The sequence below is a fragment of the Amycolatopsis sp. TRM77291 genome, from assembly GCF_054166285.1.
Map to the genome: position 1 here is coordinate 5078905 of NZ_JBSZHF010000001.1, position 12762 is coordinate 5091666.

A 12762-nucleotide genomic window follows, 5' to 3' on the forward strand; every position below is an offset into this window, starting at 1 on the left:
AGAAAGCGCTTTCTCACCCCCGCGCCACGGAGACCCGATGACCTTGATCGCCCTGCCCACCGCCGACGGCGGACTGGCGGAGTGGACGCCCCGAGGGGCGGAAACGCCCGCGAAACCGGCGTCACCGCCGACCTCCCGGATCGCCTACGCGGCCGCGCACGTGGTCGCCGACCCGCTCGCCCCCGCCGACCCCGAAGAAGGCGCGGTGCTGGATTGGGACACCACGCTCGCCTTCCGTGAGCACCTGTGGTCCTGTGGTCTCGGCGTCGCCGAAGCGATGGACACCGCGCAGCGCGGGATGGGCCTCGACTGGGCCACCACCAAGGACCTCATCCGGCGCACCGGGGCGCTCGCCGCCGGGCGGCCGTGGGTGGCGGGCGTCGGCACCGATCAGCTTCCCGGCGGCGAAGCGACCGCCGAGTCCATTGTGGACGCCTGGCGCGAGCAGCTGGACCTGGTCGGCGAGGCCGGGGCGATCCCGGTCGTGATGGCCAGCCGGGCGCTGGCCGCGTCGGCTTCCGGACCCGCGGATTATCATGCCGCGTACGGGAAACTGCTCTCCGGCGCGGACCGCCCGGTCCTGCTGCACTGGCTGGGCGAGCAGTTCGACCCGGCGCTGGCGGGTTACTGGGGTCACGGCGACGTCCGCGCGGCCGCGACGGAATTGGGCAGGCTCTGCGCCGAGCACGCCGACGTGATCGCCGGGGTCAAGGTTTCGGTGCTCGACGCGTCGATCGAGACCGAGTTCCGCCGCGCGCTCCCCGAGGGCGTCAAGTGCTACACCGGCGACGACTTCAACTACCCGGAGCTCATCGCCGGAGACGACCAGGGCCACAGCGAAGCGCTGCTGGGCATCTTCGACGCCGTCGCACAGGTCGCCGGCGCCGCGCTCGCCCGGCTCGACGAAGGCGACAAGGACGGCTTCCACGGCCTGCTCGACCCGACGGTGGCGCTGAGCCGCGCCATTTTCCGCGCGCCCACCAGGAACTACAAGACCGGCGTCGTCTTCCTCGCCTACCTCAACGGGCACCAGGATCACTTCCGCATGGTCGCCGGCCGCGAGTCGGCCCGCTCCATCGCGCATCTGGCCGAGCTGCTGCGCCTGGCGGACGCCGCGGGCGCGCTCACCGACCCGGATCTCGCCGTCGCGCGGATGCGGCCGCTGCTGGCCGCGGCGGGGGTGGCCTGATGGACCGGTTGAGCCTGAACCAGATCACCACCAAGGCATGGTCACTGCCGGAGGCCGTCGCGGGCTGCGCCGAGGCAGGCGTCCGCTGGATCGGCCTGTGGCGGGACAAGGTCGCCGAGACCGGGGTCGAGGAGACCGCTCGGCTGCTCAAGGAGTACGACGTCGGCGTGTCGTCGTTGTGCCGTGGTGGTTTCTTCACCGGGATCACCCCGGAAGGGTCCCTTGTGGACGGTGTCGCGCAGACCCGGGAGGCGATCGACGAAGCCGCCGCGCTGGGCGCGGACGTCCTCGTCCTGGTCGTCGGCGGGGTGAACGGCGACCTGGCTTCGTCAAGGCAGCGGGTCGCGGACGCGGTCGGCGAGCTGGCGCCGTACGCCGGTGAGCGCGGGGTCCGCCTCGGCCTGGAGCCGTTGCACCCCATGCAGTGCGCCGAACGCTCGGTGCTGTCCACTGTGGACCAGGCGCTGACGATCGCACGTGAGCATCCGGCCGATCAGGTCGGCGTGATCGTCGACGAGTTCCACGTCTGGTGGGACCCGCGGATCGAGGAGTCGATCGCCGCGGCGGCGGGCCGGATCGCCGGCTTCCACGTCTGCGACCAGAAGGTCCCGCTGACCGACACCCTGCTCGGCCGGGCGTTGCCCGGCGACGGCCCGATCGACCACCGGCGGCTGAAGGCGTGCGTCGAGGCCGCCGGGTACACCGGGCCGATCGAGGTCGAGGTGTTCGACGCCGACCTCTGGCGCCGCCCCGGTGGCGAGGTGCTCGCGGAGACCGTCCAGGCCTACCGGGACCACGTTTCCTGACGAAAGTAAGGGGCCCTCGCTGCCCAAGGTCGGCTGTCCGGGCGGCCGTGGTTTCCTACCGTTCGCGGTATGAAACCACGGCTGCTCTGGTGGCTGGGCACAGTGTTGCTCCTGCTCGCCGTCCACACCGACTGGAACGTTCCCCTCGCGGCCTGGGTGTTCCCGGTCTTCCTTCTCCACTACGCCCGCCTTGTCCCGGTACGGCGCGCGATCCTGATGGTGGGCCTGTCCCTGCTGATCGGGCAGCTGTTCTGGCTCGGGGTCACCGGTCTGCTGTTCGTGCTCTCCGCGCTGCTCGCCTTCACTCTGCTCGCGGTGTTACAGACGACGGCGTTCCTGGCCGATCGGCTGCTCGCCGGCCGCGCCGGGGCGCTGAGGACGCTGGTGTTCCCGGTGACGCTCGTCGCGGGCGAGTACCTCTTCACGGTGATCACCGGCTTCGGGGACTTCGGCGCGCTCGGCAGCACCCAGGCCACGAACCTGCCGTTGCTCCAGACGGCGTCCGTGACCGGCGTGTACGGCCTCACCTTCGTCCTCGCGTGGTTCGCCTCGGTGGCGAACACCGTCTGGGCGGAAGGGTGGCGGCCGGTCAAGCGCACGGTCGTCGTCCACGTTTGCCTGCTCGGCGTCGTGTTCGCGGCCGGTGGCCTGCGATTGCTGCTCGACGCTCCCACGACCGAGACCGTGCGGATCGCGGGGATCAGCCCGTCGGCCGAGGCGGACCGGGCTGGTTCCGAAGCCTTGGACCGCGCCGGGGTCAAGTACTGGCGCGCCGAGGAAGTCGCCGCCGACCCGGCCGCGGTCGGTGCGGCGTTCGCACCGGTCACCGACGATCTCGTGACGAGGACCGGGCAGCAGGCGGCGGCGGGGGCGAAGATCGTGCTCTGGCCGGAAACCCACGCCCGCGTCCTGGAACGCGATCAGGCGGCACTGCTGAAGCGGGTCGGCGACCAGGCGAAACAAGCCGGTATCCACGTCGGGCTCGCGTACGCGCTCTACACGTCGCAGGCTCCTTACATCCGTAACGTGGTCGTGCTCGTCGCGCCGTCCGGCGAGGTGTTGTGGACCTACGACAAGACACATCCGACGCCGATGGAACCGATGGCCCCCGGCCAGGGAAACGTCCCCACCGCGGATTCGCCGTACGGGCGGCTCGCGGCGGTGATCTGTTACGACGCGGACTTCCCCGGCCTGATGCGCCAAGCCGCGGACAAGGGGACCTCGCTCATGCTCGTCCCCGCCAACGACTGGCCGGGTTTCGGCTCGCTGCACGCCGAAAAGGCGGGCTTCCGCGCGGTGGAAAACGGTTACTCCCTCTTTCGGCACTCCACCCACGGGAACTCCACAGCTGTGGACAGCCAGGGCCGCGTGCTCGGGCACGCCGACTTCTACCGCACCGATCAGCAGACGCTCGTCGCGGATCTGCCGGTGCAGCCGAGAACACAGACCGTGTACAGCCGTGTCGGTGACGTGTTCGCCTGGCTGTGCCTCGCGGCGGCCGCGCTCTGTCCTTTATGGACATATCGAAGGAAACGTTAGCGCCCCGTTACGGAAGGCGTGGTGTTCCTAACGTCATACCCGAAAAGAACAGTGTTCAACGGTTAAGCTGCCCCGCATGCCGAAACTGCTGGTGGTGGAAGACGACGACGCGATCGGCGGTGTCCTCGAATCGACCCTCCGCCTGCACGGCTACGAGGTTTCGTGGCAGCGCGACGGCCGCACCGCGCTCGCGGCCGCCGCGGACGGCGACATCGACTTCGTCCTGCTCGACCTCGGCCTGCCGGATCTGGACGGTGTCGAGGTCTGCCGTCGGCTGCGGGCGGAGCTTCCCGGTGCCGTCCTGGTCATCCTGACCGCGCGGCAGGAGGAGATGGACGTCGTCGTGGGCCTGGAGGCCGGCGCCGACGACTACCTCACCAAACCCATCCGGCTCGGCGAGCTGCTCGCCAGGGTCCGGGCGCATCTGCGGCGCGGGACGGCTCCGCCGGAGAGCAGGCCCGCGATCGCCATCGGCCATCTGCGGGTGGACACCGCCGGACGCCGGGTCAGCGTCGGCGGACGGGAGATCTCGTTGCGGGCCAAGGAGTTCGACCTGCTCGCCCGGCTGGCCGAGCAGCCGGGCGTGGCGGTCAGCCGGGACACGCTGATGTCGGAGGTGTGGGACGCGCACTGGTACGGCTCGACGAAGACCCTCGACGTCCACATCGCCGCGCTGCGCCGGAAGCTGACCGAGTCGGCGCCCACACCCGAGCAGGCGCCGAGGATTTCGACGCTGCGCGGCCACGGCTACCGCCTCGAACAACCCTTCGAGAATCAGTAGTCGCGCAGGTCGGAGACCTCGTCCCGGGCGGCGAGCCGCGCGATCCACGCCGACGCCGCCACGCACGACACGACCACCACCGCCGCCAGCAGCCCGAAGTACCCGTGCGGCGAAGGCACTCGCTCCAGGCCCGCGACGAGGACGAACAGCACCCCGAGCACATGCCCGCCGATCAGGCCCCCGCCCCCGACGACCAGCGCGTCGCCCGCGATGAACGCGGCCACCTGGCGGCGTTTCCCGCCGAGCGTGCTCACGATCAGCAGGTCCCGCCTGCGTTCGTTGAGCGCCGCGCCGAACGAGGGCCCCGCCGCGGCTGCCGCGAGGATCAGCGAAGCGATCAGGTCCACCTTGGCCTCGCCGCAACCGTCCTTGGTGAAGGCGGTCGAGATGGCGAACGCCACCGCCAGCGCGACCAGCACCACGGACCGCGCCAGAAGCGCGCTCCGCCACGAAATGGACAGCGCGAGCACACCCGCCAGCCCGGAGACGAGCGGCCGGAGCAGGCCGCCGATGACCCGCTTTCCCTTTCGCAGCCCCAGCTCCACCAGTCGCCACAGCAGCATCGTGCCGCCCGCCCAGCCGAACAACGGCCAGACGAAGACGAGCGCGAGCAGGATGAAGTCGAGGCCGTAGGGCGACCACCAGGGCGGACCTCCGTCGGCCGGGACGAAATACCACTCGCGCAGCGCCGGAGGCAGGATGGCCAGTACCGCCACGAGCGTCCCGGCGAGCAGCAAGAGAACGATTTCCCGGACGAGCGCGAGCCCGGAGCCGGACGAGAAGCCACAGGCGAGCGACAGGGTGACCCCGGCCACGCCACCCGCCAGGCCCGCCGCCACGGCTTCGGCGGCGGCCAGGCCGAGTACCTGCCCACCGGTGGCGCCGCGGGCACGCAGCAGGTCCTGATCCGCCCGCAGCACCCGCGCCGAGGGCGTGGTCAGCAGCACCACGAGCACCATCGCGGGCACCCAGCGCGGCGCGAGGTTCCCGGTCCAGTCGTGCACCGCGAGCAGCGTGGTCACGATCGCGACCCCGGCCGCGGGGACACCGAGCCTGGCGGGGCGCACGCGCGCGATCCCGCCGACCCACAACGCCATCGCCGCGATCACCGGTCCCGCACCAGCTTCCCGTCGACCATCGACCAGCGCTCGCCGAACAACCCGCCCGGGGCCTCTTCGGCCGTGGCCACCAGCAGTCCGGCGCCCAGCTGGTCCGCGGCCAGCACGAGCCTGCCGAGGAGCCGCTCCCCCTCGCGCTGGTCGAGCCAGCCCGCCGGGTCGTCGGCGAGGATCAGCTTCGGCGAGGGCGCGAGCGCCCTGGCCAGGACGGCGAGCCGGATCTGCTCGCCGGTCAGGTCGCGGGGCGCCTTCTTGGCGAACCCCGCCAGGCCCACCAGCTCCAGCGCGCCGTCGACGGCGTCGCGGACCGCCGTGCCGGTCCGGCCGGCGAGCACGAGCGGCAGGGCGACGTTGAGCCGGACGTCGAGATCCCGCAACAGCCCGCCGTCCTGCAGCATCAGCCCGATCAGGTCGGGGCCCGGCGGCGACGGATCGAAGGCGGGCCAGTCGACGGTGCCCGCCGTCGGTTTCTTCATCCCGGCGAGCAGATGCAGGAGCGTGGTCTTCCCGGCGCCCGCCCTGCCGGTCACCACCGCGCGGGTCTCCGCGCGGATCTCGCAGGTGACGCCGTGCACGGCGACCACGGCGGTCAGCCCGGAACCGTAGGTGTGCGCCAGCTCGTCGGTGCGGACCAGTGGTGCCGTCACGCCACTCTCACGATCCGGTGCGCGGCCGCCGCGATCTCGGGGTCGCGGGTCGCCACGACGACGGCCGTCCCGCGAGCCGCGACGGCGCACAGCAGATCCATGAGTTCGAGCGCGGCGAGCCCGTCGAGTTCTCCGGCGGGTTCGTCGGCGACGACCGTCTCAGGGGCTCCGGCCAGCACGACCGCGACTCCGGCACGCGCGCTCTCCAGCGCGGACAGCGTGCCAGGATAGTCGTCGCCGCGGCCGGCCAGCCCGACCAGTTCGAGCAGGTCGTCCGCGGTACGGAGGGAGCGGCCGGCCAGCCGCCCCGCCAGCACGACGTTCCGCGCGACGGTGAGGTGGCCGAAGAGGTTGCCGCGCCTGAGCAGCACGCCGGCGGTCGCACTGCCGGGAGCGCCGCCGGGGGCGTCGCCACTTCCGGCGGGCAGCACGGCCACACACTCGCCCGGGACGGCGAACCGGACGAGGGGGACGGATCCGGGCCCCGGGCCTGCCATGACGGCGGCACGTCGGCGCATGGCCCCAAGGTAAGGCGAACGGGGTCAACATCGCCTTGATCTCAGGTCAACGGACGGCAAAATATCGCGTCGAGTGGGTGATCCTCGCGCTCGTCGGCCACACTCTGTCCGTGCGCCGCCGGATCGTCACCCTCACCGTGCTGGCCGCGGTGCTGGCGATCACCCTGTTCGGGGCGCCGCTGGCCGTCGCGGTCGCCAGGTTCCACGAGGGCAACTCGACCCACGACCTCGAACGGGTCGCCGACGCGGTCGTGCTCGACGTGACCGGCGATCTCGCCAACGGCCGGGTCCCGGAGCTCCTGCCGATCAAACCGGACAAGGACCGCATCCGCGGGATCAGGGTCGCGGTCTACACCCCGACCGGCAGGATTCTGGCAGGCAACGGCCCGGCCAGCGAAGACCGCTTCGTCCGCGAAGCCCACTACACCGACATGGCGACCGGGACCCGCGAGGACGAGGTCGTCCTGGCCGTCCCGGTGCTCAGCGGGCAGTCGCTGGTCGGGGTGGTCCGCGCCGCCCATCCCCGGTCCGAACTGGACGCCCAGATCCGGCTGACCTGGCTCAAGATGATCGTGCTCGCCGGGGTCGCGATCGGGGCGAGCTGGCTGATCGGGCGCCGGATCGCCACCCGGCTGGCCCAGCCGCTGGAGGATCTGGCCGCCACCGCCGAACGCCTCGGCGAGGGCGACTTCACCGTCCGTGCCCGCCGGACGGGCGTCCGCGAGATCGATCAGGTCGCCGAAGCGCTCGACGTCACGTCCGAGCGGATCGGCGAGACGCTGGAACGCGAGCGGACCTTCTCCGCCGACGCCTCCCATCAGCTGCGGACGCCGCTGACCGGCCTGCGCCTGCAACTCGAGGCGGCGCTGGAAAGCCCCGATCGCGACCCCTACGCGACGATCCGGGACGGTATCGCGTCGGCCGACCGCCTGGAACGCACCATCGACGACCTGCTGGCGCTGGCCAAGCAGACCAGGGCCCCGCGTGCGCTGCTCGACCTGGGCAAACTCTTCGAAGAGGTCCGGCAGACCTGGCACGGACTGCTCGCCGGACGGGGCCGGGCGCTGCGGATCAGCGGACGCGAGGCGCTCCCGGCGCGGGCGGCGGACGCGGCCGTCCGGCAGGTGCTCGCCGTCCTGCTGGACAACGCGGCGACGCACGGGCGCGGCACGGTCTCCGTCCTGGCGCGCGACGCCGGGGACGCGCTGGCCATCGACGTGAGCGACGAGGGCGCCGTCCCGGACGGGCACGATCCGTTCGCGACCGCCGAGCGGACCGAGGAACACGAAGGCAACGGGATCGGGCTGCGGCTGGCGCGGAGCCTGGCAGAGGCGGAGGGCGGGCGGCTGCGGCTGACCAGCCCGTCGCCGACGACGTTCACGCTGCTGCTGCCGGCCGAGCGTCCCTCACCGCGAGAAGAAGGCCCGGTCCTGGCGAGCTAGGGGGGGTTACTCACCAGGCCGGGCCGGTAGGAGGCAAACGCGCCCCGACAGCGCGCACGGCATGCCACCTGAATGAAGACGGTAAAGACCAACGGGCCAACAGACGGTACACGCCGGATTAACTGACACTTTGCTTTTTCATGTCACAGTGATTCGCCCACTGTCCAGCCGGGCTGAATCGATCGTGGGAAGATTGTCCGCATGACCACCGAGCCGGCGCCGAGATGGCGGAGACTGGAACCGGACGAGCGCAAGGAGCAGATCTTCGCCTGCGCGGCCCGCCTTTTCTCCGACCGCCCGTACTCGGAAGTGTCCACTTCGGACATCGCGGCGGAGGCCGGGGTCGCCAGGGGGCTGATCAACCATTACTTCGGCACCAAACGCGAGCTCTATCTGGAGATCATCCGGCGCGCGCTGACCGTGCCGCGGCTCGCGGTGGAGATCCTGCCGGAAGGGCCGCTCGAACTGCGAGCCGACGTCGCCATCGACTGGTTCCTGGACATGGTCACCAGCCAGGAGAAGATGTGGCTGGCCGCGATCGCGCCGGAGGGCATCGGCCGCGACCTCGAAGTCGAACGGATCCTGGAGGAGGCCGATCGCGAATCGGCCGACCGGGTGCTCGAAGCGGTCGGGCTCTCCCGCGAGAGCGAACACGGGCAGGAGCTGAACGCGCTGGTGCGCGCGTTCGGCGGGATGGTCAAGGCGGCGGGCCGCGAATGGCTCGTGCGCGGCTCGCTCGATCGCGCGCAGGTGCACACGCTGCTCAGCAAGTCTTTGGTCACGCTGGTCGGTGAAGTGTTCCCCGAGATCCAGCGCGCGGCTCCGCGAGCCTAGGGAAGCCCCGCCCCTAGTACATGAAGGCCCCTTCACTACCTTCAGGGTAGGCAAGGAGGCCTTCACGGACCGGCGACCTCAGGCAGGGAGAAGCCCCCGGCACCTCGAGGGGGAGGTTGGTGCCAGGGGCTTCGGGACCGGTGACGAGCACCGGTATTCCTCCACACTACGCCGATTCGCTGTCACGGCTCTGTCAAACTTCCGAGTGCGTTCAACTGGGTGAGCCTGAGCGCCAGCCCGTCGAGGCAGCGCTGCACGGCGTAATCATAGAGACGCTCGTAGTAACCGGCCGCGAGGTCGGGATCCGCGACCAGCGCCGAGATCGACTCGCCAAGCGCCGCCATCCCCGGCAGGTCCTCGCGCGTGCGGTACGACGCGTAACCCTCGCTGCGGTCGAGCTGGAGCGCCATCGCGCTCTCGCGGTCGTCCTCCATCGCGACGAACTGGCAGGCGGTGGCGAGCAGCAGGTTGTACGCGAACGGCGACTCGGTGCCGAAGCCCGCCGCGAGCAGACGGCCGATACCGGTGTTCATGGTCGGCACCGCGGCTGCGACCGACGGCCCGAACAGGGCCAGCCGCCGCGCCGAGCCGGGATAGCGGCGCAGCACCTTCCGCACGGTCGGCAGGAACTCGGCGAACCACTCCCGCCACGGCAGGGTTTCGTCGGGCAGGGTCAGTTCGCCGACCACCCGGTCGAGCACGGCGACGACGACGGTGTCCCGGTCGCCCACGTGGTGGTAGACGACCGCGGGGTAGGCGTCGACGGCGGCCGCGAGCTGCCGCAGAGTCCAGTTCTCCAGTCCCGATTCGGCCGACAGCACCAGCGCGGCGTCGACGATCCGGTCCCTGGTGACGGCCGGCCGTCCGGAAGCCGCGCGGGACCTGGGGCGGGGACCCGCGTCTTCGGGGAAAGTCGGCATGCGGGCTACCGTATCCGCATTCGGCTGGTCGTCCGGCGGGGGCTTCCGGCAGGATCGTGCCATGCCCCGCGCGCGTGTGAACGGCCTCGAACTCGAGTACGACACCTTCGGCTCCCCCGCGGATCCGCCACTCGTCCTGGTGATGGGCCTCGGCGCCCAGATGGTGACGTGGGAGGTCGGCTTCTGCGAGCTGCTCGCGGCCGGCGGGTTCCACGTCGTCCGGTTCGACAACCGCGACGTCGGTCTTTCGTCCTATCTGGACGATCTCCCCACGCCGGATCTGGCCGCGCTCGCCGCGGGCGACAGGACCTCCGCGCCGTATCTGCTGTCGGATCTCGCCGCCGACGTCACCGGGCTGTTCGACGCGCTCGGCTTCGGCCGCGCGCACGTCGTCGGCGCGTCGATGGGCGGGATGATCGTGCAGCAGCTCGCGATCGACTCGCCGGAGCGGCTGCTCAGCCTGACGTCGATCATGTCCACCACCGGGGACCCCTCGGTCGGGCATCCCGAGCCCGCTGCGCTCGCCGGGCTGACGCGGCCACCGGCGGCCACCCGGGAGCAGGCGATCGAAGACGGAGTCGAGTGGTTCAAACTCGTCGGCTCGCCCGGTCACCCGTCCGACGACGAATTCCTGCGCATGAAGGCCACCAGGAACTACGACCGGGCGAATCACCCCGCGGGCGCGTTGCGGCAGGCCGCCGCAATCGTCGCTTCGGGTGACCGCACGGCGAAACTGCGCGATGTCCGCGTCCCGACGCTCGTCATCCACGGCGAGAGCGATCCGCTGATCAACGTCAGCGGCGGGAAGACGACCGCGGAAGCGATCCCGGACGCCGAACTGCTGCTGTTCCCAGGGATGGGGCACGAACTGCCGCGGCAGCTGTGGTCCGCGATCGCGGACGCGATCGTCGCGCACGCGCGTAAGGCCTGAGGGTCAGCATCCCGTCAAGAATCCCGGCGGAGGCGTAGAAAAGCCGTTCACTCCGCTGGTCTGCCCGGTGACGTGGTGTTCCCTGGACGGATGAGGAAACCCGAGTGTTTCGGCTTCCCGTTCGGTTGTGTCTCCGTCGTCGTCGCGGCGTCGGCGGCCGGGCTGCTCGGCTCGGCGCGACATCACGTCATTTCCTTGCTGGCATTGGGTTTGGTCGTACTCGCCACCGGTATCGCGACGAGCGCGACCGCGACCGCCGGGACCGCGGTGATCGCCTGGGGTGTCCATTCCGGATTCACCGTCGGCTCGCTGGGCGAGCTGCAGTTCACCGCCGAGACCGGTGTCGCCGCGGTCGTTTTCGCCGCCGCGACCACGTTCGGCTCACTGGCCGGAGCGGTACGGCGCCGGCTGGCGGCCGCCGAGCCCGAGTCGCCCCACCCCCTGGAAGGGGCGACTCGGACACGGCTTTCCGGCCCTGCGCCTGCCCACACCCCTCCGGTGGGCGGGCACGAAGGGGATCATCGGCTACGGGAAGGTTCCAGCTGGTCCGCCCGGACCCAGGTCGCGTGAAAACCGAGCGGGACACGCTGGGGCAACAGGACCCTGGCCACGGGTCCGGCAGCGAGATCGGCGGCGTCGAAGACGTCCAGCTCCGAGCGCCCCTCACGCTCGTCCTGGACGAAGGTCACCAGATAGCCGTCGTCGGAACCGGCGGCCGCGCCGTCGCGGGGTGCGAACGGCGCCTCACTGCCCCACCGGCCCGGACCGAAACGGTGTTCGGTCTTGGCGCCGGCACGATTGTCGTAGCACACCAGGCCGTCGAACTTGAGCGTCGCGTCCGGCGAGATGTGCACCGCGTAGGAGAAGCGATTCCGGCCGCCGACCACCCTCGAGTCGACGGACGGAAATTCGGTGTTGTCGTCGTCGAGCTGGTCCTCCAGGCACTGCCCGGTCCGCAGGTTGAACCGGTAGCGGTGCAGCGAGGCGTCCAGCCGCAGGTACGACAGCATCTTGGCGAGCGGGGTGTGCGCGTCGGCGCGCGGGCGCGGCCGCTGCACGCGGCAGACGTCGAGGACGATCTCCTCGCCCTGCTCCCAGGAATTGACGACGTGGTAGATGTAGCAGGGGCTGGCTTCGAACCAGCGGATCTGGCTACCGTCACCGTAGCGAGGGAGTACCCCGAACCGGCTCGGCAGTGAGCGGTCGAACAGCAGCTTGTGCCGTCCGTTGCGGGCCGCTTCCCTGTCCTGGACCAGCGGCAGGTCCATCAGGATCGCGTGGTTCTCGGTGATCGCCATGTCGTGCGGCAGGCGCGGGCCGGGGAGTTCGATCTCGGTCGTGCTCGCGACCTTGCCGTCCGCGCCGATCACGCCGTAACGCAGGTACGGCGGCCGCGGCCCGTAGTCGAACCAGAACATCTCGCCGGTGCGCTCGTCGACCTTCGGATGGGCCATCATGTCGCCGACCAGCGTGCCGAGGAAGTCCTCCGCGCCCAGCGTCTCCAGCGACAGCGGGTCGACCGCGTACGGCGTGCCGCACAGGTACCAGGTGGAGAGCACCTTGCCGCGATGGAAGATCAGGTCGGTGTTGGCGCTGTCCTTGACGTTCAGGCCGTGCGTGTTGCCGAACGGGTTGCCCTCGGGCGATTCCATGACGCCCTTCCAGAGCGCCTTGCCCGCCGCGGATTCGGCCTCGAAGGCCTTGGTGCGGATCCAGCGGTTGCGGTAGCGGGCCTTGCCGTTCTCCAGGTGGACGGCGTGGATCATGCCGTCGCCGTCGAACCAGTGGTAGCGCCCCCGCGGCTCGAACCGGGGGTTGGGCCCGTTGCGCAGGTACACGCCGTTCAAGTCCGCGGGGATCTCGCCGACGACTTCGAGATCGCTCGCGTCGATCTCCTCCCCGACCGGGGCGTAGACGCCCATCAGATACGGGTTGACCTCGGATTCGCCGGTGGGGGCTGCCACCAGCACCGGCTGCTCGGAGGTGCTCGTCATGGCCGAGACACTACGATTGCTGTAGTCAGGTGTCAATAGGCTT

The 12762-nt window shown here is 70.8% G+C and carries 13 protein-coding genes; 8 read left to right on the top strand and 5 right to left on the bottom strand.

Features of this window, described 5'->3' with window-relative positions; all coding sequences use genetic code 11:
• Nucleotides 1–37: 37 nt before the first annotated feature.
• The 4 genes from ACXIZN_RS23530 (at nt 38) to ACXIZN_RS23545 (ending at nt 4315) form a co-directional block, all read left to right on the top strand.
• Nucleotides 38–1189 (top strand): dihydrodipicolinate synthase family protein, encoded by a 1152-nt coding sequence (locus ACXIZN_RS23530; protein ID WP_457956925.1) that lies wholly within the window; start codon nt 38–40, stop codon nt 1187–1189.
• Nucleotides 1189–1995 (top strand): sugar phosphate isomerase/epimerase family protein, encoded by an 807-nt coding sequence (locus tag ACXIZN_RS23535; RefSeq protein ID WP_457956926.1) that lies wholly within the window; start codon nt 1189–1191, stop codon nt 1993–1995. Before ACXIZN_RS23530 ends, ACXIZN_RS23535 begins: the two co-directional genes overlap by 1 nt.
• Nucleotides 1996–2064: 69 nt before the next feature.
• On the top strand, nt 2065–3534 hold the full coding sequence (locus ACXIZN_RS23540; RefSeq protein ID WP_457956927.1) for an apolipoprotein N-acyltransferase: 1470 nt from the start codon (nt 2065–2067) through the stop codon (nt 3532–3534).
• 76 nt (nt 3535–3610) lie between these two features.
• Nucleotides 3611–4315 carry a response regulator transcription factor gene (locus ACXIZN_RS23545; protein ID WP_126735560.1) on the top strand — a complete coding sequence of 235 codons (705 nt, stop codon included), beginning with the start codon at nt 3611–3613 and terminating at the stop codon, nt 4313–4315.
• Here ACXIZN_RS23545 and ACXIZN_RS23550 read toward each other — a convergent pair.
• From ACXIZN_RS23550 to ACXIZN_RS23560, 3 genes are read right to left on the bottom strand one after another with little or no spacing between them, the layout of a single operon-like run.
• Nucleotides 4309–5424: an ABC transporter permease gene (locus ACXIZN_RS23550; protein ID WP_457956928.1), complete on the bottom strand. Its 1116-nt coding sequence runs from the start codon at nt 5422–5424 to the stop codon at nt 4309–4311. The two genes, ACXIZN_RS23545 and ACXIZN_RS23550, sit on opposite strands and share 7 nt — an antisense overlap.
• A complete protein-coding gene (locus ACXIZN_RS23555) occupies nt 5421–6080 on the bottom strand; it encodes an ATP-binding cassette domain-containing protein (RefSeq protein WP_257488548.1) in 660 nt (219 codons plus the stop codon). The genes ACXIZN_RS23550 and ACXIZN_RS23555 overlap by 4 nt, the downstream gene beginning before the upstream one ends.
• Nucleotides 6077–6598, bottom strand: a complete 522-nt coding sequence (locus ACXIZN_RS23560) for a lipoprotein ABC transporter ATP-binding protein (RefSeq protein ID WP_457956929.1) — start codon at nt 6596–6598, stop codon at nt 6077–6079. Before ACXIZN_RS23560 ends, ACXIZN_RS23555 begins: the two co-directional genes overlap by 4 nt.
• A gap of 77 nt (nt 6599–6675) precedes the next feature.
• On the opposite strand from ACXIZN_RS23560, the gene ACXIZN_RS23565 reads away from it, so the two are divergent.
• Both ACXIZN_RS23565 and ACXIZN_RS23570 read left to right on the top strand, forming a co-directional pair.
• The gene (locus ACXIZN_RS23565; RefSeq protein ID WP_457956930.1) at nt 6676–8040 is read left to right on the top strand and encodes a sensor histidine kinase; all 1365 of its coding nucleotides are present in this window, start codon (nt 6676–6678) and stop codon (nt 8038–8040) included.
• 201 nt (nt 8041–8241) lie between these two features.
• A complete protein-coding gene (locus ACXIZN_RS23570) occupies nt 8242–8874 on the top strand; it encodes a TetR/AcrR family transcriptional regulator (protein ID WP_457956931.1) in 633 nt (210 codons plus the stop codon).
• A 182-nt stretch (nt 8875–9056) separates the two neighbouring features.
• Here the strand turns inward: ACXIZN_RS23570 and ACXIZN_RS23575 are convergent, their stop codons facing one another.
• Nucleotides 9057–9794 (bottom strand): TetR/AcrR family transcriptional regulator, encoded by a 738-nt coding sequence (locus tag ACXIZN_RS23575; protein ID WP_457956932.1) that lies wholly within the window; start codon nt 9792–9794, stop codon nt 9057–9059.
• Between the two features lie 61 nt (nt 9795–9855).
• On the opposite strand from ACXIZN_RS23575, the gene ACXIZN_RS23580 reads away from it, so the two are divergent.
• Both ACXIZN_RS23580 and ACXIZN_RS23585 read left to right on the top strand, forming a co-directional pair.
• On the top strand, nt 9856–10725 hold the full coding sequence (locus tag ACXIZN_RS23580) for an alpha/beta fold hydrolase (protein WP_457956933.1): 870 nt from the start codon (nt 9856–9858) through the stop codon (nt 10723–10725).
• A gap of 90 nt (nt 10726–10815) precedes the next feature.
• Nucleotides 10816–11295: a hypothetical protein gene (locus ACXIZN_RS23585; protein WP_457956934.1), complete on the top strand. Its 480-nt coding sequence runs from the start codon at nt 10816–10818 to the stop codon at nt 11293–11295.
• Here ACXIZN_RS23585 and ACXIZN_RS23590 read toward each other — a convergent pair.
• A complete protein-coding gene (locus ACXIZN_RS23590) occupies nt 11244–12719 on the bottom strand; it encodes a carotenoid oxygenase family protein (protein ID WP_457956935.1) in 1476 nt (491 codons plus the stop codon). The two genes, ACXIZN_RS23585 and ACXIZN_RS23590, sit on opposite strands and share 52 nt — an antisense overlap.
• Nucleotides 12720–12762: the final 43 nt, after the last annotated feature.